Annotated in this window: 24 protein-coding genes and 1 riboswitch; of the genes, 9 read left to right on the top strand and 15 right to left on the bottom strand. The window is 73.8% G+C overall.

Translation table 11 applies throughout. The features are described from left to right. Window positions 1-43 precede the first annotated feature (43 nt). Window positions 44-784, bottom strand: a complete 741-nt coding sequence (locus ACIPYQ_RS29415) for a sigma-70 family RNA polymerase sigma factor (protein ID WP_401256776.1) — start codon at window positions 782-784, stop codon at window positions 44-46. A gap of 151 nt (window positions 785-935) precedes the next feature. Then, entirely contained in the window at window positions 936-1691 is a 756-nt protein-coding gene (locus ACIPYQ_RS29410) for a hypothetical protein (protein ID WP_401256774.1), read from the bottom strand. A gap of 332 nt (window positions 1692-2023) precedes the next feature. On the opposite strand from ACIPYQ_RS29410, the gene ACIPYQ_RS29405 reads away from it, so the two are divergent. Together ACIPYQ_RS29405 and ACIPYQ_RS29400 are read left to right on the top strand one after the other, a co-directional pair. Further along, window positions 2024-3142, top strand: a complete 1119-nt coding sequence (locus ACIPYQ_RS29405; RefSeq protein WP_401257085.1) for an MFS transporter — start codon at window positions 2024-2026, stop codon at window positions 3140-3142. 59 nt (window positions 3143-3201) lie between these two features. Then, complete coding sequence (locus ACIPYQ_RS29400; protein WP_401256772.1) at window positions 3202-4242, top strand: sugar ABC transporter permease; 1041 nt, start codon at window positions 3202-3204, stop codon at window positions 4240-4242. Window positions 4243-4278: 36 nt separating this feature from the next. On the opposite strand, the gene ACIPYQ_RS29395 is transcribed toward ACIPYQ_RS29400, so the two are convergent. Further along, window positions 4279-5490: an acyl-CoA dehydrogenase family protein gene (locus ACIPYQ_RS29395; protein WP_401256770.1), complete on the bottom strand. Its 1212-nt coding sequence runs from the start codon at window positions 5488-5490 to the stop codon at window positions 4279-4281. Window positions 5491-5618: 128 nt separating this feature from the next. Here ACIPYQ_RS29395 and ACIPYQ_RS29390 point away from each other — a divergent pair, with 128 nt between their 5' ends. Both ACIPYQ_RS29390 and ACIPYQ_RS29385 read left to right on the top strand, forming a co-directional pair. Next, window positions 5619-7406, top strand: coding sequence for a CoA transferase (locus ACIPYQ_RS29390; protein WP_401256768.1), 1788 nt, complete (start codon window positions 5619-5621; stop codon window positions 7404-7406). Then, a complete protein-coding gene (locus ACIPYQ_RS29385; RefSeq protein ID WP_401256766.1) occupies window positions 7403-9148 on the top strand; it encodes a class I adenylate-forming enzyme family protein in 1746 nt (581 codons plus the stop codon). Before ACIPYQ_RS29390 ends, ACIPYQ_RS29385 begins: the two co-directional genes overlap by 4 nt. A 126-nt stretch (window positions 9149-9274) precedes the next feature. Here the strand turns inward: ACIPYQ_RS29385 and ACIPYQ_RS29380 are convergent, their stop codons facing one another. The 6 genes from ACIPYQ_RS29380 to ACIPYQ_RS29355 form a co-directional block, all read right to left on the bottom strand. Then, the gene (locus ACIPYQ_RS29380) at window positions 9275-10102 is read right to left on the bottom strand and encodes a metal ABC transporter solute-binding protein, Zn/Mn family (RefSeq protein WP_401256764.1); all 828 of its coding nucleotides are present in this window, start codon (window positions 10100-10102) and stop codon (window positions 9275-9277) included. Continuing rightward, window positions 10060-10926: a metal ABC transporter permease gene (locus ACIPYQ_RS29375; RefSeq protein WP_401256762.1), complete on the bottom strand. Its 867-nt coding sequence runs from the start codon at window positions 10924-10926 to the stop codon at window positions 10060-10062. Before ACIPYQ_RS29375 ends, ACIPYQ_RS29380 begins: the two co-directional genes overlap by 43 nt. Beyond that, complete coding sequence (locus tag ACIPYQ_RS29370; protein ID WP_361770706.1) at window positions 10923-11558, bottom strand: ABC transporter ATP-binding protein; 636 nt, start codon at window positions 11556-11558, stop codon at window positions 10923-10925. The genes ACIPYQ_RS29375 and ACIPYQ_RS29370 overlap by 4 nt, the downstream gene beginning before the upstream one ends. Window positions 11559-11715: 157 nt before the next feature. Then, entirely contained in the window at window positions 11716-12240 is a 525-nt protein-coding gene (locus ACIPYQ_RS29365) for a copper chaperone PCu(A)C (protein WP_401256760.1), read from the bottom strand. Continuing rightward, complete coding sequence (locus ACIPYQ_RS29360; protein WP_401257083.1) at window positions 12240-14525, bottom strand: heavy metal translocating P-type ATPase; 2286 nt, start codon at window positions 14523-14525, stop codon at window positions 12240-12242. Before ACIPYQ_RS29360 ends, ACIPYQ_RS29365 begins: the two co-directional genes overlap by 1 nt. A gap of 53 nt (window positions 14526-14578) precedes the next feature. After that, complete coding sequence (locus ACIPYQ_RS29355) at window positions 14579-14809, bottom strand: hypothetical protein (protein ID WP_361770700.1); 231 nt, start codon at window positions 14807-14809, stop codon at window positions 14579-14581. Between the two features lie 204 nt (window positions 14810-15013). On the opposite strand from ACIPYQ_RS29355, the gene tsaD reads away from it, so the two are divergent. Next, a complete protein-coding gene (tsaD, locus tag ACIPYQ_RS29350) occupies window positions 15014-16072 on the top strand; it encodes a tRNA (adenosine(37)-N6)-threonylcarbamoyltransferase complex transferase subunit TsaD (protein ID WP_401257081.1) in 1059 nt (352 codons plus the stop codon). A 12-nt stretch (window positions 16073-16084) separates the two neighbouring features. Here tsaD and ACIPYQ_RS29345 read toward each other — a convergent pair whose 3' ends face one another. The 4 genes from ACIPYQ_RS29345 to ACIPYQ_RS29330 all read right to left on the bottom strand — a co-directional run bounded on the left by ACIPYQ_RS29345 (window position 16085) and on the right by ACIPYQ_RS29330 (window position 20074). Further along, window positions 16085-16960: an ABC transporter ATP-binding protein gene (locus tag ACIPYQ_RS29345; RefSeq protein WP_401257079.1), complete on the bottom strand. Its 876-nt coding sequence runs from the start codon at window positions 16958-16960 to the stop codon at window positions 16085-16087. Next, complete coding sequence (locus ACIPYQ_RS29340) at window positions 16930-17946, bottom strand: FecCD family ABC transporter permease (RefSeq protein WP_401257078.1); 1017 nt, start codon at window positions 17944-17946, stop codon at window positions 16930-16932. Before ACIPYQ_RS29340 ends, ACIPYQ_RS29345 begins: the two co-directional genes overlap by 31 nt. A gap of 101 nt (window positions 17947-18047) precedes the next feature. Beyond that, window positions 18048-19037 carry an ABC transporter substrate-binding protein gene (locus tag ACIPYQ_RS29335; protein ID WP_401256759.1) on the bottom strand — a complete coding sequence of 330 codons (990 nt, stop codon included), beginning with the start codon at window positions 19035-19037 and terminating at the stop codon, window positions 18048-18050. A gap of 390 nt (window positions 19038-19427) precedes the next feature. Beyond that, window positions 19428-19654, bottom strand: a riboswitch (cobalamin riboswitch). Beyond that, window positions 19652-20074: a hypothetical protein gene (locus ACIPYQ_RS29330; protein WP_401256757.1), complete on the bottom strand. Its 423-nt coding sequence runs from the start codon at window positions 20072-20074 to the stop codon at window positions 19652-19654. It overlaps the preceding riboswitch by 3 nt. Window positions 20075-20222: 148 nt before the next feature. Here ACIPYQ_RS29330 and ACIPYQ_RS29325 point away from each other — a divergent pair, with 148 nt between their 5' ends. Continuing rightward, a complete protein-coding gene (locus tag ACIPYQ_RS29325; protein WP_401257076.1) occupies window positions 20223-20429 on the top strand; it encodes a DUF6262 family protein in 207 nt (68 codons plus the stop codon). Between the two features lie 75 nt (window positions 20430-20504). Continuing rightward, window positions 20505-20756 carry a hypothetical protein gene (locus tag ACIPYQ_RS29320; RefSeq protein ID WP_401256755.1) on the top strand — a complete coding sequence of 84 codons (252 nt, stop codon included), beginning with the start codon at window positions 20505-20507 and terminating at the stop codon, window positions 20754-20756. Between the two features lie 174 nt (window positions 20757-20930). On the opposite strand, the gene ACIPYQ_RS29315 is transcribed toward ACIPYQ_RS29320, so the two are convergent. Next, window positions 20931-21956: a helix-turn-helix transcriptional regulator gene (locus ACIPYQ_RS29315; protein WP_401256753.1), complete on the bottom strand. Its 1026-nt coding sequence runs from the start codon at window positions 21954-21956 to the stop codon at window positions 20931-20933. A 62-nt stretch (window positions 21957-22018) separates the two neighbouring features. Between ACIPYQ_RS29315 and ACIPYQ_RS29310 the strand changes: the two genes are divergently transcribed. Together ACIPYQ_RS29310 and ACIPYQ_RS29305 are read left to right on the top strand one after the other, a co-directional pair. After that, complete coding sequence (locus tag ACIPYQ_RS29310; protein ID WP_401256751.1) at window positions 22019-22606, top strand: DinB family protein; 588 nt, start codon at window positions 22019-22021, stop codon at window positions 22604-22606. Then, on the top strand, window positions 22603-23064 hold the full coding sequence (locus ACIPYQ_RS29305) for a VOC family protein (RefSeq protein ID WP_401256749.1): 462 nt from the start codon (window positions 22603-22605) through the stop codon (window positions 23062-23064). Before ACIPYQ_RS29310 ends, ACIPYQ_RS29305 begins: the two co-directional genes overlap by 4 nt. A 791-nt stretch (window positions 23065-23855) precedes the next feature. Here ACIPYQ_RS29305 and ACIPYQ_RS29300 read toward each other — a convergent pair. Beyond that, window positions 23856-24245, bottom strand: coding sequence for a MerR family transcriptional regulator (locus tag ACIPYQ_RS29300; RefSeq protein WP_401257074.1), 390 nt, complete (start codon window positions 24243-24245; stop codon window positions 23856-23858). Window positions 24246-24304 lie beyond the last annotated feature (59 nt).

The following is a 24304-nucleotide window of genomic DNA, read 5'->3' as shown; positions in this document are numbered from 1 at the left end:
AGGGCCGCGGTGACACCGGGCCCCCCCGTGCGCCCCGGCCGGATCAGGCGGGTGACGGGGTGAGCGCGCCCTTCCGCACGGAGCGGTCGGCAGGCGCGGCAGTCGCGGTCGGCACGGCAGGCACGGTCGGCGCGGCGAACCGGGGTCCCCGCTCCGCGAGCGGGTGCTCCGCTGCGGGTGCCGCCGGCGTGGTGTCCGTCAGCAGCTCGATGAGGGAGGTGCGGGCGCGGGCCACGCGGGAGCGGACGGTGCCGATGGGGCAGCCGATGGCCTCGGCCGCATCGGCGTACGGCAGGCCCAGGAGCTGGGTGAGGACGAAGGCGTCCCGGCGCTCGGACGGGATCGCGGCCAGGAGTTCGGCCAGTGCGACGCCCTCGTCGAAGCCCGGGACGTCGCACGGCTGGGTCTGCTCGGCGGCGGTCTGCCAGTCGTGGCGGTCGGAGAGCCTGGGCCGGGCGGCGGCGTGGCGGAGGCTGTCGACGACGGTGCGGCGGGCGATGGACAGCAGCCAGGTGCGCGCCGAGGACCGGCCTTCGAAGCGGGGGAGGGCGGCGAGGGCCCGGAGGAACACGTCCTGGGTGAGGTCGTCGGCGGCCTGGGTGTCGGCGCTGAGGTAGGCGACGTAGCGCCAGACGTCGCGGTGCAGCGCACGCACGAAGCGGTCGGCCTTCGCGGGGTCGCCGTCGCGGGCGTCCAGGGCCAGTCGGGTCACCGCCGCGTCGGCGGTGTGCCGGTCACGCTGTTCGCCGGCGGGACAGTGCTGGGTGGGCAGGGCAGGAGTCATCGCCACAGGTCCTTCGGGGAAGGGAGGTACGGCGCCGCGCGGGGGCGGGGCCGGTGAGGGGTGTACGGCCCGCCTGAGGGCAGGGCCGATGCCCGAGGCGCGAGGGGCGTGCGCGAACGCGGATGCCGACGCGTGCTCGGGGAGCCGGCTGTCAGAGGACAGCGGCTCCCGCCGGGGGACCCCGTGAGGTGATGGCGTGGACGAGGAGCAGCCGGCGCAGCGCGTGGCGCCGGCGCGCACGGCGTACGAGGGCGCGCGGCGGATGCGGGGTCGCGGCCGGGCGGAGCAGCAGGCGCAGCGGTGTCCAGAACCATCCGGCGACGGCGCGCAGGATCCGGAAGGCGGCCCGCTCTCCGTAGGCCAGCCACAGGCCGCACACCACCGCGGCCACCAGGTGGGCGGTGAGCATCGCCGTCGGCGACATGCCGCCCATGTCGTGGCCGCCGCCCGGTACCGCGGTCCCGGCGGAGACGGCGCCGGCCATCTCGTGCACGGCGTGGTGACCATGGGCGGCGGCATCGGAGAGCGCGGTGCCGGGCGGCGGCCGGAAGACCAGCCCGCCGACCCCGGCCTCGTCGACCACCCTCAGTGCCTCACGCGGGGAGACGGCAGTGGTCGCCCCGTCTCCGCAGGTCAGGTACTCGGCCCACTGGCGGGCGAACGAGGTCCCGGTGGGCAGCGAGGGGCGGACCAGGGACTGGGCCAGGGAGAACCCCGCGTGGAGCGCGGCCTGGACGGTGACGGCCGCGCCGGTGACGGCGAGCAGCCCGCGCTCCCGGCCGGCGAAGGCCCAGGCCGCTGCCGCCGTGCCGGCGAACGCGGCGGACAGGGCCCACCAGGGCACGGCCGTGCCCGACATGAGGATGTGGCCGGTGGCCGCGAGCAGCACGCAGAGGGCTGCGAACATCGCAGCCCGTACGACTCGTGAACATCGGCCCGGGTTCATGGCGGGGCTCATCCTCGCACCAGCTTCCGGGAGTTCGAAGAAGGGTGCGCACTTCTGGACAAGTTCTGGTGGCCGGCCCCGCTGCGCCTTGAGCGCCTGCCTACTGTGAGCCGGAACACAGGGGGGCGCGGGGAACTGGGCGCCCTCGCGGGCCGACTGCATGGCCGGTCGGATCGAAGTGCGCGCAGCGTGGGGGAAGGAGTCAATCAGTGGCGGTGGAGGAACCCGGGACCGTGCGGACGCGGACGGACGAGGCCGCGGAACACCGGGTGACGGCGCTCCTCACGTGCGCCATGGCGTTCTCGATGCTGCAGCTCTTCCTCCTCGGCGCCCTGAGTCCGCGGCTGGTCGGCGAACTGGGCGTGTCGCCCACGGTCCTCGGCCTCACGACGACGCTCGGCTTCGGGACGGCCGCCCTGCTGTCCCCGGCCGGCGGCCGGATCGTGGACCGGATCGGCCCGCGCCGCTCGCTGGTCGTCCTGCTGCTGGTCTCGGCCGCGGCGCTCGCCCTGATCGGCGCCGCGCCCGGTACCGGTGTGCTGCTGGGCGCCGTCGCACTGGGCGGCGTACCGCAGGCGCTGGCCAACCCCGCCACCAACAAGGCCATCATGCGCGTCGTCCCGGCGGCCCGGCGGGGTGCGGTGACGGGACTCAAGCAGTCCGGCGTCCAGTTGGGCGCCTTCGTGGCCGGACTGCCCCTCGTGATGCTGGCGGGCGGGATCGGCTGGCGGGGCGCGGTGTGGACGGCGGCCGGCGCGGCCCTGCTCGCCGGGGGGTGGGCGCTGCGGGCGCTGCCCGACGATCCTTCGCCGCCCCCGGCCGGACCGGGCGGCTCGCTCGTCCCCCGCGCAATGGTCGCCTGGCTGGCGGCCTTCTCGCTGTTCCTCGGAGCCGGAATCGCCTCGGTCAACACCTACCTGGCCCTGTTCGGGGCGCAGCGCCTCGGCATGGGTCCGACGGCGGCCGGTGCCCTGGTCGCCGTACTGGGCGTCGCCGGGATCGCCGGCCGGATCGGCTGGTCGAAGGCGGCCCGGCCCGGGCGCGCCGAGTGGCTGCCGGGATGGCTCGCCTGCGGTGCGCTCGGGGCGGCCCTCCTCCTGGGCGCCGCGCTCGTCGCCGGCCCGCTGGTGTGGATCGGGGCGATCGCCGTCGGCGTGTTCGCCGTGTCCGGGAACGCCGTCTCCATGGTGCTGGTCATGCAGCGGGCCGCTCCGGGCCGGGCCGGCCAGGACTCGGCGCTCGTCGCGGCCGGGTTCTTCGGCGGATTCGCCCTGGGGCCGCCCCTGTTCGGCCTGCTGGCCGGGAGCGGCCGGTACGGCCACGGGTGGCTGCTGGTCGCCGTGGAGTTCGCGGCGGCGGGAGCCGTCGCCTTCGCCTGGGCCGTGCGGGACCGGCGGAAGGCCACCTCGTGAACAGCTCGACGACTCCCACGGATTGGGCCGAAAACGCCCTCGCGGCCGTCATCGGGCGCGTGAGCGTGACCGAGGCCCAGGTCGGCGAGCGCTTCCCGCTCCACGCGGAGCCCGACGACGGGCGATGGACGACCACCGGCCGTGGTTCGTGGACCGGCGGCTTCTGGGCGGGGCTGCTGTGGCTGCGCGCCCGCTACACCGGCACCGACGCCGACCGGCGGGCCGCCGCCGCGTGCACCGCCCGGCTCGCGCCGTGGGCGGACGCCGACACCGCCACCCGGGGCCTGATCTTCTGGTACGGGACCTCGCTCGCCGGAACCGATGCCGAAACCGGCCGGCTGCGCGAACGGGCCGCCCGGGCCTGCCTGTCGGCCTACGATCCCGCACTCGGCCTGGTGCCCTGGGGCGACGCCCTGGGCGGGCCCCGCCTGCTGGCCCGCGTGGACGGCGTACCGGGCATGGTGCCCCTGCTGGCGGATGCCGGGGCGGAGGGCGCCGCCGCCGCGGCCGCCCACCTCCACCGGCACCTCGACCTCTGCCTCGGCGCGGACGGGGAGCGGCGCCCGTGGCTGTGGCCCGCCCGGCTGTTCGACGAGGGAGCCGGATGGCAGCGCTGCGACGAACCCGCGCCGGGCTGGAGCCGCGGCCAGGCCTGGCTGCTGCTGGCCGTCGCCGACGCCCTGACGCGGCCCGACCTCGTGAGCCGTGACCCGGCCCGTCTCGACGAGGCGGCCGAACAGCTGCTGTCGCAGGGGGAGGTGCTGTCCGGACGGCTGGTACCGCCGGCCGGCGCCTCCCGGCCCGGCGGCCCCCTCGACACGTCGGCCGCCGCCATCACCGCGGTGGCCCTGCTGAAGCTCGCACGGGTCCCCGGCCCCCGGTCGGAGGCCTGTTCGCACCGGGCCGTGGCCATCCTGAACCGTCTGGCACAGGCCCACCTGACCGGCGCGTGCTCCGCCCGCCCGCCGGGAATGCTGCTGGACGGCTGCTACGACGCCGCGAAGGGGCTGGCGGTCCGGCACGAGCTGATCTGGGGCGACTTCTTCCTCGCGCTCGGGCTGGCCGCGCTGGACGGTCTCGTCGACATCACCCGCGTGTAGGCCGTCCCGCATCGCCCGCGTCCGGGCCGTCCCGCATCACCCGCGTCCAGCCCGCCCCGCGCCGTGTTCGCGCAGGACGCGGCGGGCCACGGAGGTGATGTGGAGCTCGTCGGGGCCGTCGAGGATGCGGGCGGCGCGCCCCGTACGGAAGAGAGCGGGCAGGGGGGTGTCCGGGCCGAGCCCGGCGGCGCCGTGGACCTGGATGGCCGAGTCGGTGACCTGCTGGAGCATGCGGGCGGCGGCGACCTTGGCCAGCCCCACCTCCGTACGGGCGTCCTGCCCGGACGCGATCAGGGCCACCGCCTCGTGGACGAGGGGACGGGTGGTGCGCAGCGCGAGCAGGGCGTCGAAGACGTGCTGCTGGACCAGCTGGTGGTCGGCGAGGGGCCCGCGGGATCCGCTGCGGGTGGCGGCCCGTTCGCACATGAGGTCGAAGGCGCGCTGGGCCTGGCCCAGCCAGCGCAGACAGCGCAGCGTACGGCCGAGCAGCAGCCGCTCACCCGCGATGGCGAGGGCGTTGCCGGGCTCGCCGAGGAGGTGGTCGGCGGGCACGCGGACCCGGTCGAGTGCGATCTCGTACTGACCCGCCGCACCGAGCACCGGGAGCTCGCGCACCACGCGGAAGCCGGGGGAGGAGGTGGGCACCAGGAACAGGGAGAGCCCTTCGCGGTCCCCGGCCACTCCGCCGGTGCGGGCCAGGACGGTCACCAGGTCGGCGCCCGCGGCGCCGGAGGTGAACCACTTGCGGCCGGTGACGCGCCAGCTGCCGTCCGCCAGGCGCTCGGCGCCGGTGGCGGTCGAGAACGGGTCGGTGCCCGGCACGTCCGGCTCGGTCATCGCGTAGCAGGTGCGCATCTCCCCGGAGACCAGCCGTTCCAGGTACTCCTCGCGGACCCGGGGCGTGCCGTGCCGGGCCAGCATGGTGACGTCGAGCAGGGGAGCGGAGCCGAGCGCGGCGGGACCGTGGTCACTGGAACCCTCGGCCTCGGCCAGCGCGGCGTACGCGGCGAAGGGGATTCCGCCGCCGCCCAGTTCGGCCGGGAGGGGGAGCGCCCAGAGCCCTTCCTCCCGGGCCCGCCCCCTCAGCTCGGTGAGCGCTTCGGCCGCCGCCGGGCCGCCCGCGTCCAGCACGCCCTCCCGGGGGATCACCCGGCCGCGGACGAACGCGCCGACCCGGGCCTTCAACTCGGCTCCTCGGAGCTCGTGTCGGGTGGCCGTGCCTGGATCTATCACTGTTTTCCTCCTCATTCCCGGGAACTCGTGGGAACGGTTGTCCGACTGTCTGTCCGTGGAACTGGTCGGCTGCGAACGCGCCCCGGTTCCCGCGTATCGCACGAACCGGGCGACGGCCACCGCCGCGCCGGGAGAGGAGAGGCATGGCGTCACCAGCCACCACGCAGACGGTCCGGCCGCTCGACACACTGCGCTTCGACACCTCGGGGCCCCCGCAGATCACGGACGTCGTCGCCGACCACCTGCGCATGCTCGGCGCGACCGGGGACCACTCCGGCCAGGCCCCGCCGGACCGCATCACGCTGACCGGCGGCGGCTTCGCACCGACGCGGGCGGCCGCCACGTGGGCAGGTCCCGCGAGCGGCCTCGTCGACGAGGCGACCGTCCAGGCCGCCACCGGCATCATGGCCGTGCACGGCCGCCGGGACGGCTCCCCGCGCGGACTGGCCGCCGACTACACGGCCACGGCCACCGCCGTCCTGACCGTGCAGGGGCTGCTCGCCGGCCTGATAGGCCAGGCCCGGGGCGGAGCCGCCACCCAGGTCACCACCCGCGCGGACCGGGCGGGCCTGCTGACGGTGTCCCAGTACCTCGCCGCGGCCGGAGCCGACGAGGGCGAAGCCGCCGAACTCGCCGCCGGCGGACCGCCCTTCCGCTCCGCCGAAGGAGTCCTCTTCGAACTGGAGACCCTCGACCCGGGAGCCTGGGCCGCCTTCTGGCGGGCACTTGAGGCACCCGCCGACGCGATCCGGGCAGGCTGGCGGCCCTTCCAGTTCCGGTACGCCACCGCCTGCGCGCCGTTCCCGCCGGCCCTCCACGAGGTCACCCGGACCGTCCCCATGACGGGCATCCGGCGGGCTGCCGCCCTCTCCGGCGCCGAGGTCTGCGTCCTGCGCACCCTGGCGGAAAGGGCACTGGAGGACGACGGCGCCGCCCCCTGGGCGCTCCGGCTCCTCGGACCGGAAGCCGGCCGTCCGACAACGGCGGCCGGGCCCGGCGACGGGCCCGGCGCGAGCCGGCCGCTGGCCGGACTGACCGTGCTGGAGGCCGGCCGCCGCATCCAGGCCCCGCTCGCCGCCCACCTGTTGGGCCTGCTCGGCGCCGAGGTGATCCGGATCGAGCCGCCGGGCGGGGACCCGCTGCGCGGCATGCCGCCCGCATGCTCCGGCATCTCCGCGCGCTGGCTCGCCCTCAACCGGGGCAAGCAGGCGGTGGAGATCGACATCAAGGCGGACGGAGACCGGCGCAGGCTGCGCGAGATGGCCGCGGAGGCCGACGTCTTCCTCCACAACTGGGCCCCGGGCAAGGCCGCCGAACTCGGCCTGGACCACGACGACCTCGCGGCGGTGAACCCCGCCCTCGTCTACGCGTACACCAGCGGCTGGGCCGACCGGCTCGACGACGCCCCCATGGGCACCGACTTCATGGTCCAGGCCCGCACCGCGGTCGGCGAGGCCGTCCGCCCGCAGGACGAGGCCCCGGCCCCCTCGCTGATGACCCTGCTCGACGTCCTCGGCGGACTGCACGGCACCGAGGCGGTCCTCGCCGGACTCCTGCTGCGCGAACGCACCGGCCACGGCGTACGGGTGGACTCCTCCCTGCTCGGCGCCGCCGACACGCTCACCGCACCCGCCCTGCGACGCGCGGTCCGGGGCGAGGACCCCCGGCGGCCGGCCGGCTTCCGGCGCCCCCTGCCCACGGCCGACGGCTGGATCGCCCCGACCGACGAGGGCGCCGCCGCCGCGGCAGCGTACGACCTGCGCGACCTGCCCACCGAGGACGCCCTCAAGCAGCTGAGGGAGCACGGCCTGACGGCCACCGCCGTCACCACCGAACTGGCCGACCTGCACCACGACCGGCGCTTCACCGGCTCGATCAGCCGCGACGCGCACGGCGCCCCTGCCGTTCCCGACCCCTGGAGCTTCGGATGACCGTCGAATTGCACGACCTGCTGCCCGCCGACCTCCGCCGCTCCTGGGTGGTCGACGGCACCTGCCCCGACCTCGACCTCTACAGCCTCTTCCGGGCCCGGCAGATCGCCGACCTGCACGCCACCGCCGTCATCGACGCCAAGGGCCCCCTCTGTTACACCGCACTGGACCGCAAGGTGCGCGCTCTGGCCACCGGCCTGCGGGACCTCGGCATACGACCGGGCGACGTGGTCGGCGTCCAGCTCCCCAACCACCGGAACGCCGTCATCGCCGACCTGGCCCTGGCCGCCCTCGGCGCGGTGGCCCTGCCCTTCCCCGTCGGCCGCGGCAGCCTGGAGGCGGAATGCCTGCTGCGCCGCGCCGAGGCCGTCGCCGTCATCGCCGCGATCGACCACCGCGGCAGCCGGCACGCCGCCGACCTGCACACCCTGGCGCCGGCCCTGCCCGCCCTCCGGCACGTGATCGCCGCCGGGCCCGGGACGGTCCCCGAGGGCACGGTCGCCTTCTCCGCCCTGCTTCGCTCCGACGCGAGCGCCTTCGTACCGGCCCGGCCCGACCCGGACAGTGCGGCCCGCATCCTGGTCTCCTCCGGCTCCGAGGCCGAGCCGAAGATGGTCGCGTACTCGCACAACGCCCTCGCCGGCGGCCGCGGAAACTTCCTCGCCTCCCTGATGCCCGACGGGACCGCTCCGCGCTGCCTGTTCCTGGTGCCGCTGGGCTCCGCCTTCGGCTCGAACGGCACGGCCGTCACCCTGGCCCGGCACGGCGGCACGCTGGTCCTCCTCGACCACTTCACCCCCGAAGCGGCCCTCGCGGCGGTGCGGGAGCACGCGCCCACGCACATCCTCGGCGTACCGACGATGGTCCGGATGATGCTGGACCGGCTCGAAGGTGAAGGCGAAGGCGAGGGCGGAGGCGGCGCACTGCCCGCCCCCACCGCCCTCGTCCTGGGCGGATCCGCCCTCGACGAGCGCACGGCCAAGGACGCCGCCCGCGCGTTCGGCTGCCCGGTCGTCAACCTCTACGGCTCGGCCGACGGCGTCAATTGCCACACCGGACTGGCCAACGAGACCCCGCCCGCCGACGGCCAGGGGGTCGTGGCCGGGCGCCCCGACCCCCGGGTCGCCGACATCCGCATCGCCGACACCGAAACCCACGAGCCGCTGCCGGAGGGCAGCGTCGGGGAGATCATCGCGCGCGGCCCGATGACCCCGCTGTGCTACGTCGCCTCCCCGGACCTCGACGCCCGCTACCGCACCCCCGACGGCTGGGTCCGTACCGGAGACCTCGGCTTCCTCGACGAGGAGGGCACCCTCCACATCGTCGGCCGGCTCAAGGACATCGTCATCCGCGGCGGCGCCAACATCAGCCCCGCCGAGGTCGAACGCCGGCTGTCCTCCCACCCGTCGGTGCGCGACGTGGTGTGCGTGGGCGTTCCGGACGCGGTGATGGGGGAGCGGCTGGCGGCCTGCGTCGTGCCCCGCACGGCGCACGCCCCCTCCCTGAAGGAGCTCTGCGCGCACCTCACGGAGTGCGGGCTCGAGCAGCGCAAGTTCCCCGAGCGGCTCCTGGTCGTCGCCGAACTCCCGCTGACCCCGGCGGGCAAGCCCGACCGGGGCGCCCTGCGCGCGCGCCTGACCGACATCCGTCCGCAGCCGGAGACCGGCACCATCCCGCGGCCGGCGCCCGGCGGCGTCCCGCAGTTGGGGACCGACACCTTCCCGCTCGCCCAGGCCGGATGAGAGGGCGGGGCCCGGCCGGCGCCGCGCCGGCCGGGCTCCGCCCCCGGCAGGAAAGCCCCGGAAAGAAAGGGAGGGCACGCGCCCCGCGCGTGCCCTCCCTTCGTCGTCACGCCGTGCGGCGCACGGTCACGAGGCGCCCATGGCCTTCTTCAGCTCGCCCGCCGCGTTGCGGTAGACCGGCAGCAGGTCGAGGTCCTCACCCGGATAGTTGACGATCTTGACCTGCTTGGCTCCGGAGTCGGGCAGGACCGTGCCGGTGGACATGTGGGCGTTGTCCAGGACGAGCGCCGGCTTCTTCGCGGAGAGCTCGGCGAGCTGCGCCGGGGTGACGGCCTCGGGCCCGAACGTCCCCACGGGGGTGGCGCCCGAGAGCTTCGCGGCCCAGGCGGTGAACACCTGGGTGACCACCGAGGGGCTCTTGCCGCCGGGCCAGGCCGCCTGGACCTCCTTGTTCAGCTTCGCGTACTCGGTGTCGAAGCCGGTCTTCCACTGCGTGGCGGCGTCCGCCGTGCCGAAGAGGGCGCCCAGCTTGTCGACCTCGGCCTTGACCTTGTCGGGGTCGTTGTCGAGGTTGACCTCGACCAGCTTGGCCTTGGAGCCGGCGGCCTCCTTGATCTTCGCGGCGTACGGCTCGAACGGCGCGTAGAGCACGAAGTCGGCCTTGGCGACGGCGGCGAGGTCCGAGGGCTTCGGGTCGTAGTCGGGGGCGTGGTGCACGGACTGCGGGACGATGACCTTGACGTCCTCGGCCCCCGCGGCCTTGGCGAACGCGCCCTCCCAGGTGGTGGTCACGACCACCACGGGCTTGTTCTTGCCGGCCGGGGCGCCGGCCTTCGCCGGGCCGTCGGCGGCGGCGCTGGTGCCGGTGTCGCCGTCGCCTCCGCAACCGGCCGTGAGGAGGACTGCCGCGCTCAGTGCGAGGAAGGAAGAGATACGGACGCCGGTGCGCGCCATGAGCTGATTCTCCGTTCGGGTATGAAATGCACGGCGAGGACGAGCGCCCCCGCCGTCAGGACGAGGACCGGGCCGGGCGGCCAGTCCAGCCACAGGGCCAGCAGGAACCCCGTCAGGTTGACGACGACGCCGATGCCGACCGCCCACAGGGTGATCGACCGCAGCGAACTGCCGAGGCGGCGGGCCGCGAGGGCGGGGAGCAGGGTCAGCGCGTCGACGAGCAGGGCGCCGGTGAGCTTGATGGCCCCGGCGACCGCGATGGCGACGAGCACCAGGAGGGCCGCCGTCAGCGCCCGCACGGGGACGCCGGAGCACTGGGCGAGCTCGCGGTCGTAGAGGAGCAGGCCGATCTCGCGGCGCCGCCACCAGAACAGGCCGGGGACCACGACGGCGAGCACCCCGAGGACCACGAGATCGGCGGTGCCCACCGACAGGATCGAGCCCCAGAGCAGGGCGAACGCGCCGGAGGCGTTGACGCCCGATACGGCGAGCAGGAGGAGGGCCGCCGCGATGGCCAGGCTCATCAGCAGCCCCATCGCCCCGGACAGCCCGTCCGGGGTACGGGCGAGCGGGGCGACGCCCGCGCCGGCCAGGGCGCAGGCCACCAGCGCGCACAGCATGGGGTCGAGGCCGGTGAGCAGACCGACCGCGATGCCGAGCAACGCGACGTGCATCATCGCGAACCGCACCGGCATGATGTCGAGCCCGACGATGACCACCCCGATCACGGGCAGTCCGACCGCGGCCAGCAGCAGGGCGACGCCCGCCCGTTGCACGGGCAGGAGCTGCAGGAGTTCGCCCAGGTCGGCGGTGGCGAGTGTCACCGGACCTCCCGCAGCCGGCCCGCGGCCATCTCCAGTACCCGGTCGCAGCGCTTCGCCAGCGTACGGTCGTGCGTCACCACGACGAGGGTCACCGGCAGGGAGGTGAGGACGTCCGCCGCTTCCTCCTGGCCGTCGAAGTCGAGGGCGGCGGTGGGCTCGTCGGCCAGGAGCACCTGTGCCCCGGCGGCGACACAGCCGATCGCCCGGGCCAGGTACATGCGCTGCAACTGCCCTCCGGAGAGGGTGTGCAGGGGCCGCCCGGTCAGCGGACCCACCCCGAGCCGGTCCGCGGCTTCGGCCGCCTCCCCCGGAGCTCCGCTGCTCGCCAGCAGCTCGCCGCCGAGCAGCGGGAAGCGCCCGGCGGCCGGCTTCTGCGGGATCCAGGCGCACGCCCGGCGCCGCCAGGCCCACTCCGCGGCCGAACCGGTGCCGCGTCCGCCGACCGTGATCGAGCCCGACACCTGCCGGTGGAGGCCGAGCACGGCACGCAGCAGCGTCGTCTTGCCCGAACCGTTCGTTCCGGTCAGGGCCACCCGCTCTCCGGCCGCGATCTCCAGGTCCACCTCGGCGACGGCCTCCACCCGGCCGTGCCGGCAGGCCACCTCGCGCATGTGGACGTCCAGCCCGCCCATCACTCGTCCCTCGATCCTCCGCGGCAGGATGACTTCGCCGCGGTGTCCGCCCCTTACGCCGCAGTAGTCGGACGGCGCGGGCTCCGGGTTCCCAAAGACGGAAAGATCGCACGAGACCGGAAGGGACCGGTGACGGAGAGCGGTGACGGAAAGCGGTTCAGCTGCCGGGCCGCACGACGAACGCCACGGCCTCGACGGGCCCGCTGTTGCGGAAGTGCAGGACGAACGGCACGGCGTCCCCCACATGCCAGCGGCCCTTGACCGTCATCATCACGTCCAGCGTGCTCGGGGTCATCTGCAGCGTCGACCCGGCGGGGATCTCCGTCGAGGAGGCCATGCGCATGGAATCCCCTCCCGCGGCACTCGTGTGCCGACTCAGCATCACCGCCTCCACGACGGGAGAGGTCACGGAGACCAACTGGTCCCCGGACCCGCCGGTGTTCGTGATCCGGAAGAACGCGGCGGTGCGCTCCCTGTCGGCGTACGGCAGGAAGACCCGCCCGATGCCGACCTCGATGCGGGCCGGAGTGCCCGCCGCGCCCGCCGTGGTCCACGCGGTCAGCCCGACCAGGGCCGTCAGACAGGCCGTCACCGGTGCGAGCACGGAGATCAGCCCCTCGCGCAGCCGGCGGTTGCCGGGCCCCGCCTCGGCCGACGACGTGGGGGGAAGGGGACCGGTCATCACTGGAAGTCCTTTCGGCCGGAACGGGGTGCCGCCACGCCGCCGTGGCGCTTCGGCGAGGGCTGCCAGGCCCGCAGCCGCAGGCTGTTGCCGACCACCAGCACCGAACTGGCGGACATCGCGGCCGCGGCGACCATCGGGTTGAGCCAGCCGACCGCGGCGAGCGGCACGGTGACCGCGTTGTAGCCGAACGCCCAGACGAGGTTGGCCCGGATCGTCCCCAGGGTGCGACGGGCCAGCCGGACGGCGTCCGCCACCGCCTCGATGTCACCGCGCACCAGCGTCACGTCGGCCGCTCCGATCGCCACGTCCGTACCGCTGCCCATGGCGATGCCGAGATCGGCGCGGGCCAGGGCGGCGGCGTCGTTCACCCCGTCGCCGATCACCGCCACCCGGCGTCCCTCCTCCTTCAGGCCGGTCACCAGTTCGGCCTTGCCCTCCGGAGTGCAGCGGGCATGGACCGCCGAGATGCCGAGCTGCGCGGCGACCGTACGAGCCGTGGCATCGCGGTCACCCGTGGCCAGCACCGGTTCCACGCCGAGCCGGCGCAACCGGTCCACGGCCCGGTAGCTCCCGGGCCGCAGGACGTCCCCGAGGGCGATCAGGGCCTCGTCGAAGCCGTCCACCCGGACCAGGACGGGCGTGAGCACGGACGCCTCCGCCTGGGCCAGCGCCTGCGCCAGCGACTTCGGCAGGCCGTCGTCGGGGGAGACCACGTCGACGCGCCGCCCCTCCACGAACCCCGTGACGCCGGCCCCCGGAGTGGCCAGGAAACCGGTGACCGGGGGCAGCGTGCCCCCGGGCTGTGCGCGCTGCGCGTACGCGGCGAGGGCACGGCCCAGCGGATGCTCCGAGCCCTGCTCCACGGCCCCGGCCAGGCGCAGGACCGCCTCGCGCCCGATGCCGCCGCTGACCGCGGTGACCTGGACGACGCTCATGTGGCCGGTGGTGAGGGTGCCCGTCTTGTCCAGGACCACGGTGTCCACGTGCCGCAGGGCCTCCAGCGCCTGCGGACCGCTGACCAGCACGCCCAGCTGCGCGCCCCGGCCGGTCGCGGCCAGCAGCGCGGTGGGGGTCGCCAGCCCCAGTGCGCACGGGCAGGCGACGACGAGGACCGCCACCGCCGCGGTCACGGCCGCCTGCGCGTCCGCCCCGGCTCCGAGCCAGAAACCGAGCACCGTGACCGCCAGGGTCAGGATCACCGGCACGAAGACCCCGGCCACCCGGTCGGCCAGCCGCTGGGCCCGCGCCTTGCCGGCCTGGGCCTCGGTGACCATGCGGGTGATCCGGGCGAGCTGGGTGTCCGCGCCGACCGCGGTGGCCCGTACGAGGAGCAGACCGCCGGCGTTGACGGCGGCGCCCACCACCTTCCGGTCGGGCCCCACCTCCACGGGATCGCTCTCACCGGTGACCAGGGACAGGTCCAGGGCGGAGCTGCCGGTGACCACCACACCGTCGGTGGCGACCCGTTCGCCGGGCCGCACGAGGAACTCCTGCCCCACGCGCAGCTGTTCCACGGGGATCCGCCGCTCCGTGCCGTCCTCCCGTACGGTCACGTCCTTGACGGCGAGCCCGGCCAGCGAGCGCAGGGCCGCGCCGGTGCCGCGCCGGGCCCGCGCCTCCAGATGGCGGCCGGCCAGGACGAACAGGGGAACGCCGACGGCGGCTTCCAGGTAGACGTGCGCGACCTCCCCTCCCGCCGAGGGGAGGAAGGTGAACGGCATCCGCATGTCCGGATCGCCGGCGCCGCCGAGGAACAGCGCGTACAGGGACCAGGAGAACGAGGCGGCGACCCCGAGGGAGACCAGCGTGTCCATGGTGGCCGCCGCATGCCGCAGCCCGCGTACCGCCCGCAGGTGGAAGGGCAGGGCACTCCACACGACGACCGGAGCGGCGAGAGTGAGGCACAGCCACTGCCAGTTGCGGAACTGCAGGGCGGGCACCATCGACAGCACGAGGACCGGGAGGCAGAGCAGCACGGTGATCAACAGCCGTTCGCGCTCCAGGCGTTCGCCCTCACCCTCGCCCTCACCGGCTTCGCCTTCGCCTTTGCCTTCGCCGTCAGCGGTCTGCTCCGCAGGCGCGGAGTCCTCGGGCGGTACGGGCGCCGGGGGCGGCTCGGCGGTGTACCCCGCGCGCTCCACCGCCGCGACCAGGTCCTGGACCGTCACGGCGGGCGGATGGCTCACCCGCGCCTTCCCGGTCGCGAGGTTGACCGTCGCGGTCACCCCGTCGAGCCGCGCCAGCCGCTTCTCCACCCGGTTCACGCAGGCCGCGCACGTCATACCGCCGACGGTCAGATCGGTCGTGGTCAGGGTGGAGCCCACCGCGTCCGCGGTCACCGCCCGCTCCCCGGATGCGTACCGCCCATGCCGCCCATACCGCCGCCGGATCCCCCATCGGTGCCGGTCCGGTGCAGGCCGGGAGCGACCGGCCCGGCGGCCGATCCCACCCCGTAGGAGAGGGCGAACACGGCCGTCAGGAGCACGACGAACCCGGCCAGGGCCGGCGGCGGCGCCCAACGGGGCCAGGCGGGGCGGGGGCGGGACTCGGGTTGCCTTCCGGTCATCGGCTCTCCAGATCCTGGGTACGTGTACGGCGCTGTGCCCGTCGCGGTCATCCGTGCGGGAGCCGCCGGAGAGGTAGTCGTGCGCGGTGCGGTGCGAGTTCCCGCCGACACCCGTTGGCGTCGAACCCCTTCCGGCGGCGTACCTTATTGCGAGAAATTTGCAACTACTGAATGCGCGCGAAAGAGGTTCTGGTGGGCTCTCCTGTGGTGCTGGGCATCGAGTCGTCGTGTGACGAGACCGGTGCCGGGATCGTGTCCGACGGCCGGCTGCTCGCGCACGTGGTGGCGTCGAGCATGGACGAACACGCGCGGTTCGGCGGGGTGGTGCCGGAGATCGCCGCCCGCGCCCACCTCCACGCCTTCAACCCCGTCGTACGGGAGGCCCTGGACCAGGCGGGGCTGCGGATCTCCGACATCGACGCGGTCGCGGTCACCACCGGACCGGGACTCTCGGGTGCGCTGCAGGTCGGGCTGGCCGGTGCCAAGACCCTGGCCTACGCGGCCGGCGTGCCGCTGTACGGAGTGCACCACCTGGCCGGACACGTCGCCGCCGACACCCTGGAGCACGGGCCGCTCCCGAACCCGTGCATGGTGCTGATCGTGTCGGGCGGGCACACCTCGCTGCTCTTCGTACGGGACCTCGTACGCGATCCGATCCTGCACCTCGGCGACACGGTGGACGACGCGGCCGGGGAGTGCTTCGACAAGGTGGCCCGGGTCTTCGGCCTGCCCTATCCGGGCGGGCCGGCCATCGACCGGGCCGCCCGCGGCGGCAACGGCTGCGCGGTGGCGTTCCCGCGCCCGCTCACGCGTCAGGGAGACGCCCCGTACGCCTTCTCCTTCTCCGGGCTGAAGACCGCCGCCGCGCGCTGGGCCGAGCAGCACCGCCTGCGCGGCGAGGAGATCCCGCTGGCCGACGGCGCCGCCTCCCTCCAGGAGGCCGTGGCGGACGTGCTCACCCGCAAGGCCCTGGCCGCCTGCCGGGAGTACGGAGTGCGGACGCTCGTCGTGGTGGGCGGGGTCGCCGCCAACTCGCGGGTGCGCGCGCTGGCGGAGGAGCGGTGCGCGGCGGCCGGCGTCGAACTGCGGGTGCCTCCGCTGACCCTGTGCACCGACAACGGGGCGATGATCGCCGCCGTCGGCGACCTCCTGGTGCGGGCGGGCTCGGCCCCGGCGCAGCTCGACGTCTCGATCGACCCGTCGGCGCCGCTGGAGTACGCGGCCCTGCACCCCGTTGCCCGCACGGCCGCGAGGGTCGCGTGAGCGGCGTACCGATCAGTCCCGGCGAACGGCCGGCTCGCCTCCCTCCGGCGCCCCGTCGGCCGGCCCTTCGTGGCCTGGCAGGACGCTGACGAACGGCACCCCGGTGCGCGGATGCTCGATGACCTCGGCCTCGACCTCGTACACCTCGGACAGCAGAGGCGCCGTCAGCACCTCCGCGGGCGTGCCGGTGGCGACGACGCGGCCGCCCGTCATCACGCAGATCCGGTCGCAGAACGCCGCGGCGAGGTTCAGGTCGTGCAGCGCGACGACGGCGGTGACGCCGAGCCTTCGCACGAGCCGCAGGGCGTCCAGCTGGTGCCGCAGGTCCAGGTGGTTGGTCGGTTCGTCCAGCACCATGGTCCCCGTGCGCTGGGCGAGCGCGCGGGCGATCAGGACCCGCTGCTTCTCCCCGCCCGACAGCCGGTCGAACGGCGCGTGCGCGAGGGAGTCGACGCGCAGCTCCGCCAGGGACCGGGTGATGATGTCGCGGTCGTCCGCGTCATCGCCGGCGAAGGCCCGCTTGTGCGGGGTGCGGCCCATCGCCACCACGTCGTACACGGTCAGTTCGAAGTCCCCGGACGTCTCCTGCAGTACGGCCGCGAGCTGCTGGGCGAGGCGTTTGCCCGGCATCCGCCAGACGTCCTCGCCGTCGAGGAGGACCCGGCCCGAGGTGGGCCGCACCGCCCGGTAGAAGGTGCGCAGCAGGGTGGACTTGCCGGCGCCGTTGGGGCCGACGAGGCCCACGATCTCGCCGGGTGCCACGTGCAGGGACGCCTCGTGGACCAGCGCCTTGCCGTTCACCACGACGCTGACGTCCTCGGCGCGCAGGGATCCGGGCTCTCCGGTCGGTCGGTGGGTCACCGGGCGGCCTTCCGTCGCATCAGCCAGAGGAAGAAGGGGCCGCCGACGAGGGCGGTGAGGATGCCCACCGGTATCTCTTCCGGGCTCATGAGGGTGCGCGCGGCCAGATCGGCGGAGATGAGGAACGCCGCACCCAGGAGCGCCGCGGCGGGCAGCGCGCGGCGGTGGTCGGCGCCCACGAGCAGCCGCACCACGTGCGGCATGATCAGGCCGACGAAGCCGATCTGCCCGCTGACCGCGACGATCGTGCCGATCATCAGGGCCACCAGCGTGAACAGGGCGCCGCGGAACCGGTGCACGTCCAGACCGAGGGCCGCAGCGGCCTCCTCGCCGGCCAGCAGGAGGTTGAGCGGACGGCAGACACCGAGGAGGACGGCCGTCCCGAGCAGGACCGCACCGACCGGGATCCACACCGTCGTCCAGGTGGTGCCGGCCAGACCGCCGAGCATCCAGCGCAGCGCGGACTGCGTCTTGTGCGGATCGTTCGAGGTGACGATCAGGAAGCTGGCCAGCGCCGACAGCACCTCGGCCGTGGCCACACCCGCCAGGACCAGCCGTACCGTCGTCATCCGGCCGCCGGAGCGGGCCAGGAAGTAGACGGCGACCAGGGCGGCCAGGGCCCCGCAGAACGCGGCCATCGGCAGGGTGAACAGCCCGAACACCGTCAGGTTCAGGACGAGGACGAGCACCGCGCCGACCGACGCGCCCGAGGACACGCCCAGCAGCATCGGATCGGCCAGCGGGTTGCGGACCAGTGCCTGCAGTGCCATGCCGGCCACCGACAGACCCGCGCCGACCACCCCGGCCAGCAGCACCCGGGGCAGGCGGACGTCCATGACGATCGTCTCGCGCACCGGGGTCCACGTCGGCTCGGCGAGGGACGGGTGCACGCGGTGCAGCAGGATGCCCCACACCTGGTCGGCCGGGACGCTGATCGAGCCGGCCGCGATGCCGGCGGTGGCGGCGCCGGCCACCAGCGCGCCCAGGAGGGCCAGCACGACGGCGTACGGGATCCCGGGGCGCCGCGCGGGGCCGGGCCGGCCTTCCTCGCGGAGGCCTGGCCGGGCCTCCTCGCGCAGGCCGGCCCCCACAGGTGCCGGGGCCTTCGCCCCGGTCACTGGACGAGGCCCGGGTGGAGCTGACGCGCCAGCGACTCGACGGCCGCCGGCACCCGCACGCCGACCACCGTGGAGGACAGCGGCAGGACCGCGAACCGCTGGTTCTTGATCGCGGGCACGTCCTTCAGCGCCGGATGGGCGAGCAGGAACTTCTTCTTGTCCTCGACGGACTGGTCGCCGTAGTCGTAGATGACGATGGCCTCGGGGGCGCGCTGCGCCACCTGCTCGAACGAGACGTCGCCGAAGGCCTTGTCCAGGTCGGCGAAGAGGTTCACCCCGCCGGCCCGCCGGATCATCTCGTTGCCGATGCCCTTGCCGCCCGCGGTGAAGGCCGTCTTGTCGCCGCTGTCGTACACGAAGAGCTTGACGGGGGTGACGCCGGCGAGCCCGGTCTCGACCTTGTCGAGGGTGGCGTGCAGCTTCCCCAGCCGCTCCTCGGCCCGCTCGGGCACGCCGAAGATCTTGGCGACCGTGCGGATCTCCTCGTCCATGGCGGCCACGTCCACCGGGCCGGTGGGGCACTCCTCGGTGTTGAGGCGGGTGTTGATCCCGGCCTTGGTGAAGGCGGCCCGGCTGCGTCCCTCCTTCTCGTCGAAGGTGGAGGACCACCCGCCGTAGACGAAGTCGGGCTCGGCCTCCAGGAGTGCCTCGAAGGACGGGTACTCCTTCGAGAGCACCTTCACGCCGTCGTAGGCGGCCTGGTACTCGGGGAGGATCTTGTCGTCGAGATAGCCCGTCCCCACCATCGACTTCTCCAGACCGAGCGCCAGCATCACCTCGGTCGCGTGCTGGTTCAGCGATACCGCGCGCTGCGGCGGACGCCGATAGGTGCTCGTCACCCCGCAGTTGGTGACCGTGACCGGAAAGCCCTCGGCGGTCGTGCCCGGCGAGGGGGCGGCGGAGGGCGTGGTGCCGCCTCCGCAGCCGGATATCAGCAGGGCGACGGCGAGCGCGGACAGCACGGCCTTCGGGTGGTTGCGGGGCATGGGTGGTGGTCCTCTCACCGCGGATGGTTCGGATGTTCTTGACGCCCCGTCGGGGGGCGCAGGGCGCAGGGCGCACAGGGGCCCGGGAGCGAACGGGCGCACGGAGCCGAGCGCGGTGCATCGCGCCACGGCTCGCGGGGACGGCAAGGCGGTGTCCCCGCACGGTGCACCACGGCGCCTGGGGGCAGGGCGTTGCACGGGCCCGCCGGGCGGCCCGTCGTCTACGAGGGGATCAGCCCCGGGACCTCGATGTCGACGTCGAGATAGGGCAAGCCGGTGTCGTGCTCAACGCACCCAGCGGTGGTGACGGTCTGGTCGGCCACGTCAACTCTCCTTCGCGAGTCGCGGCAGAAAGGTCCCGGGGAGGCGTGCCCGGGCCCCCGCACGACGCTTCGTCATGCGGGCAGTGGCAGGTCTTCGGACTCGCGGGCACGCCTGCCGGTCTCCCGGCGGGCACCTACTGGCCGTCGCTTCCCAGGACCGGATCCGGTCCCAGTGCGTATGACGGCGGTCGTTCCCGCTCACCGCTGCGGGGCAGTCCCGGATTCCCACCGGGTTCCCTCTTACGACGCACCCCGTCCGGCTGACGGGTGCGAACCAGCTGCGCTCACACCCTACCCGCGAGGCCGGTCCCCCCGGCCGCCCCGGCCTCCGGACGGCCTCAGTTCGCGGGTCGCGGGTCGCGGGTGGCGGGGGCAGTCGGGGCTGCGGGCGGGCGGGACCGTCGGCGGGAGACCGGCGGCCGGGCCGTCCGCGAGCCGCCACGCCGTGCGGATGGAGCCGATCAACTGCCGTGCGCTGTACGGCGACACCTCCAGCTCCTGACGGGCCTGGCCCAGGAGGTCCAGGTCCCCTTCCGGGCCCCGTGACGCCGCCTCGTCGCGGCGGCGGGCCAGGTCACCCTCGCCGAAGACGTCGAGCAGGGTCAGGGAGAACAGGACGTACGCCGACGCCTCGTCGATGAGGTTCCGGGTCACGTCCGGAATCTCCGCGGCCGCCTCCTCGCCCAGGTGCCGGTGGAGATCGTGGAAGGCCACGTGTTCCAGGGCCCGCCGGAGTTCGGGGGAGACGCAGGGGTAGCCGGCCCGCAGATCAGTCGCTGTGAGGGGAAGTGCATGCCTTCTGAACTGCGGTTTTCTCGCAGTGACTCAGGGCAGTCGACCTCTGAGCGTGTGCCAGTAGCGGCTGGCCCGTCCACCCCAGGACAAGCTCACCCGAGTCGAGAAGGCGATCGGCCAACTCCGTCGAGAGCGAGGCCGGTTGGCCGTCCGGGCCGTCGCCGAACGGGCCAGGGTCTCCGCCACGTTCCTCTACGAGAACACCGACGCGCGGTCCCTCGTCCAGCATGCCGTCGCCGACCACCGCAGCAGCCACGACCACGAAGTCCAGTAGGAGCACGAGCGGATCGAAGCGTCCTGGCGCGAACGCGCGCTCAACGCTGAGGAAGAACTCACCCGAGCGCAGAAGGTGATCTTCACGCAGCGGCAGTGGATCGGCGAGCTGATGGGCCAGATCCGCGACGTCGAACAGATGGTCCCCGGTAAATCCGTCCAGCAGCTCGTCACCGAGAACACCAGTCTCAAGCACCGCGTCCAGCAGCTGACCCAGGAACACCGCACGCTGCAAGAACGCCTCGAAGGCGCCCGGTCCAACCTCCGCTTCGCCGACAAGCGCATCGCCGATTTCGAAGCCCAACTCCTCGAACTGGACCACTCATGACCGAACCGCCCGACTCCGACCCGATCCGTCGCCAGGCCACCAGGAAGGTCTCCGCGACGATGTCTGCGGCGTCGTCGGCCTGGTCGGGCCGGCGTATGGCGAAGCCCAGGATCGGGTCGAGTGCTCGGCATAGAGGCAGCGGAGGCGCTCAGTCGGCACTGGCGTGGTCGCGGCTCATGACTCCCTCATGTCCGGCACCGGTGAGATCGTTGTACCGGCCGACAGCAGTCTCTCCGCCAGCGCGCGACAGCGCCTCCCGAGCTCCGGAGGGTCGAGTACCTCGAAGTCGTGCCCCAGCAGGAGTACGTGCATGAGCACGAAGTCGAGGCTGGCGGCGCCACTGAGCACCTCGCAGAGCTTGCTCCCTCGCCGTCGTACGACGGCCGCCGACGCCGGAATCTGCGCGCGCACCGTGTCGGCCGACGCGTGCACGAGGAAGCGCGCCTGGTGCGGGTAGACCCGACTCGCCACACCCTCCTGCACGTACGTTGCCGCGTCGGGCGCCGCGCGCGGGCGGAAGCGCCAGGTCCGTGCGGACGCGTCGGTCATCCGGTCGACGCGGAAGCTGCGCCAGTCGTCGCGATCGAGGTCGTAGGCGAGGAGGTACCAGCGCCGGTCGGAGGCGACCAGGCGGTAGGGCTCGACCCGCCGACGTCGCACCTCGCCCCCTGGAGGCACCTCCCGGACGAAGTCTGGGGGAGGGTAGTCGAAGCCTGCCTCGACCTCGTCGCGGCAGGCTCTGGCCAGCGTCATGAGCACCTCGGGATCGACCGGCGTGCGGCCTCCACCGAAGAACTCCACCGAGCCGGAGAGCGCGCGCACCTCGTGCCGAAGCCGGGTGGGCAGCACCTGGTCGAGCTTGGTCAGCGCCTGGAGTGCGGCGTCGCCGGCGCCGGCAACCGCGCCACCCGCGCCGGCGAGCAGCGAGACTGCGGTGGCGATCGCCTCCTGGTCGTCGAGAAGCAGCGGCGGCAGGTCCTGCCCCGGGCCGAGTTGGTAGCCGCCGCCGACACCCTGGCTGGCATGCACCGGATAGCCGAGCGTGCGCAGCCGCTCGACATCACGCCGTACCGTGCGCGGCGTGACCCCGAGCCGGTCGGCGAGCTCGGGGCCGGTCCAGACCTGGCGCTGCTGCAGCAGCCCGAGCAGGGTGAGCACCCGCTCCGTCGTACCCCGCTCGTTACCGCTTGCCCCGTCCATGCCGCCCACCCTGCCAGAAATAGCGGACCGATCCTGTCCGCCAGAGGTGCCAGGGTGGCTCCATGGACGCAAACGAACTCGACTGGAACCGGACGCTGCGCGAGCAGTGGGAGGTCCACTGGAACCATCAGCTCCGAGCCCGGCTCGACAGCCTCACCGACGACGAGTACTTCTGGTCGCCGGTACCGGACGCCTGGAGCGTGCGGCCGCGCGGCAGCTCGACGGCGCCCGTGCAAGTCGGTGCCGGGGACTTCACGATCGACTTCGCCGTCCCGCAGCCGGTCCCGGCGGCCTTCACCACGATCGCCTGGCGACTCGGTCACGTCATCGTCGGCGTGCTCGCCGCGCGCAACGCGGCGCACTTCGGCGCGTCGGCGGCGTCGTACGAGAACTGGGAGTACGCCGGCAGCGCGGCCACCGCGCTCGACCAGCTCGAGACCCAGCTCGACATCTGGCTGGCCGGGGTGCGCAGCCTCGGCGACGCCGGGCTCCGGGGCCCGATGGGTGAGAAGGAGCCCTTCCCCGAGGCGCCCATGGCCGATCTGGTGCTGCACATCCACCGCGAGCTGATCCACCACCTGTCCGAGGTCTGTCTGCTGCGCGACCTCTACCGGCACACGAATCCCGCTACGAACGGAGCAACCCGATGAGCCGCCACATCCAGGTCACCTTCGACGCCCATGACCCGCGGGCGCTGTCGTCCTTCTGGCGCGACGTACTGGGTTACGTCCACCCCGGCCCGCCCGGGGTGGACCTGCCCGAGGGCGCCGACCCGCTGGCAGCGTGGGACGACTTCCTCGCGCGGGTCGGCGTACCGGAGGAGCAGCGCAACGCGAAATCGGCCATCGAGGACCCGGACGGGCACGGCCCACGAGTGTTCTTCCAGCAGGTGCCGGAGGACAAGGTCGCCAAGAATCGCGTCCACCTCGACGTCCGTGCGGCTCCCGGACTGCAGGGAGAGGAGCGGATGGCGGCACTGGAGGCCGAGTGCGACCGGCTCGTCGCGCTGGGAGCGAAGCGGGTACGTCGCGACGAGCCCGCTCCCCCGATGAGTGCCGGCTTCATCGTGATGACCGACCCCGAGGGCAACGAGTTCTGCCTGGACTGACGCAGCTCAGCTGTAGTCGCGGAAGCCACGGCCGGTATTGCCCGTATCTCGACTGGACCCGCACTTCGGGCTCAACCGTGCCAGTGAAGCGTTCAGCGCGGCCCTGTGCCTTCACGCGGACACGCTCGAAGCCGCCCTCGCCACCGAGCCCGCCGCGTCACGGACACCTACGCGACGCATCCGTGCAGTTCACAGTCCATCCGGCCAGATCGACGATCGGTAAAGCGCCCGAGGCGCTTCATCTCGTACACCGTGAAGATGACCCAGCAGTGCGGGGCGTGGGCCTTGATCTCGCGGGCCGCGGCGAGCGCGTCGAGCTGGGAGTCGAGTTCCTGGCCCAGGGTCGAGCAGCGGGCGTACCCGATGCGGATGTCCGCGCCCGGGGCGTCCGGGCTGGTCGGTGCCGGTGGCGGGGTGCCGGGCCGCCACGGCTGCCCCGGTCCCGATCGGCCGGAATCTGGACCCGTAGGAGCTTCGCGAGCCGGGGCACCCTGGTGAAGCGGCCCGTGTGGTACGTCCCGGTGACCGCGCCGCCGCGCGAGCGGCACGGCGAGCCGGGTTCGGCCGAGCATCGGGGGCAGCGGTGGCGCTCGACGTCGTCGGCGTCGGCCGGGGTGGGGGCGTGAGGGTCCGTCATGGCCCCGGACCTTCTCACGATGCAGTTCTCAGAACGGGGTCCCACCGGTCTTGGGTGAGAACTGGTTGTGAGAACCGATCCGGGGGCCGGAAGGTCTCCCCGGGCTGCCGGCGGCCCCGTTCCGGGAAAGGGCCGTTTGTGAGAGCCGATTCGTTTACACGTCGAGTGAAGCCAGTGCCCTGCGAGTGACGTCGGCTGGGGCCGCAGCGATGACTTTGTTGAGCGCGTCCATCGAAGCCTGAAGGTCGCTGATGACCCGAGCGATGCGGTTGCGCTCCTGGTGGAGGTCGGCAAGCAGGTCCGAGCATGTGGGGACGAGACGGTCGCCGGTATCACGCAGGCACGGCAGGACCGCGGTGATCGTAGAGGTGCCCAGGCCGGCGGCTAGCAGGCTGCGGATGCGGCGGACGATGGCAACGTCCTCCTCGACGTATTCCCGGTATCCGCTGGGGCGCCGCTGCGGGTGGAGCAGACCCTGCTCCTCGTAGTAGCGCAACAAGTACACGGCCACGCCGGTCCGTCGGGACAGCTCACCGATGCGCACATGGACCTCCTGATGGTCGCGCGGGCTTTGCCCGTTCGGCTTGACTCTCATACCGATGT

The sequence above is a fragment of the Streptomyces sp. NPDC090045 genome, from assembly GCF_044747975.1.
In the GTDB taxonomy this organism is placed as follows: Bacteria; Actinomycetota; Actinomycetes; order Streptomycetales; family Streptomycetaceae; genus Streptomyces.
This window is presented reverse-complemented; position numbering and strand designations above follow the sequence as displayed.

Coding starts and splice junctions, on each gene's coding strand:
- ACIPYQ_RS29380 (WP_401256764.1), bottom strand. CDS start 10,102: ATGGCGCGCACCGGCGTCCGTATCTCTTCCTTCCTCGCACTGAGCGCG.
- ACIPYQ_RS29305 (WP_401256749.1), top strand. CDS start 22,603: ATGAGCCGCCACATCCAGGTCACCTTCGACGCCCATGACCCGCGGGCG.
- ACIPYQ_RS29315 (WP_401256753.1), bottom strand. CDS start 21,956: ATGGACGGGGCAAGCGGTAACGAGCGGGGTACGACGGAGCGGGTGCTC.
- ACIPYQ_RS29385 (WP_401256766.1), top strand. CDS start 7,403: ATGACCGTCGAATTGCACGACCTGCTGCCCGCCGACCTCCGCCGCTCC.
- ACIPYQ_RS29410 (WP_401256774.1), bottom strand. CDS start 1,691: ATGTTCGCAGCCCTCTGCGTGCTGCTCGCGGCCACCGGCCACATCCTC.
- ACIPYQ_RS29370 (WP_361770706.1), bottom strand. CDS start 11,558: ATGGGCGGGCTGGACGTCCACATGCGCGAGGTGGCCTGCCGGCACGGC.
- ACIPYQ_RS29395 (WP_401256770.1), bottom strand. CDS start 5,490: ATGAGGAGGAAAACAGTGATAGATCCAGGCACGGCCACCCGACACGAG.
- ACIPYQ_RS29415 (WP_401256776.1), bottom strand. CDS start 784: ATGACTCCTGCCCTGCCCACCCAGCACTGTCCCGCCGGCGAACAGCGT.
- ACIPYQ_RS29360 (WP_401257083.1), bottom strand. CDS start 14,525: ATGACGTGCGCGGCCTGCGTGAACCGGGTGGAGAAGCGGCTGGCGCGG.
- ACIPYQ_RS29405 (WP_401257085.1), top strand. CDS start 2,024: ATGGCGTTCTCGATGCTGCAGCTCTTCCTCCTCGGCGCCCTGAGTCCG.
- ACIPYQ_RS29310 (WP_401256751.1), top strand. CDS start 22,019: ATGGACGCAAACGAACTCGACTGGAACCGGACGCTGCGCGAGCAGTGG.
- ACIPYQ_RS29335 (WP_401256759.1), bottom strand. CDS start 19,037: ATGCCCCGCAACCACCCGAAGGCCGTGCTGTCCGCGCTCGCCGTCGCC.
- ACIPYQ_RS29355 (WP_361770700.1), bottom strand. CDS start 14,809: ATGACCGGAAGGCAACCCGAGTCCCGCCCCCGCCCCGCCTGGCCCCGT.
- ACIPYQ_RS29390 (WP_401256768.1), top strand. CDS start 5,619: ATGGCGTCACCAGCCACCACGCAGACGGTCCGGCCGCTCGACACACTG.
- ACIPYQ_RS29365 (WP_401256760.1), bottom strand. CDS start 12,240: ATGACCGGTCCCCTTCCCCCCACGTCGTCGGCCGAGGCGGGGCCCGGC.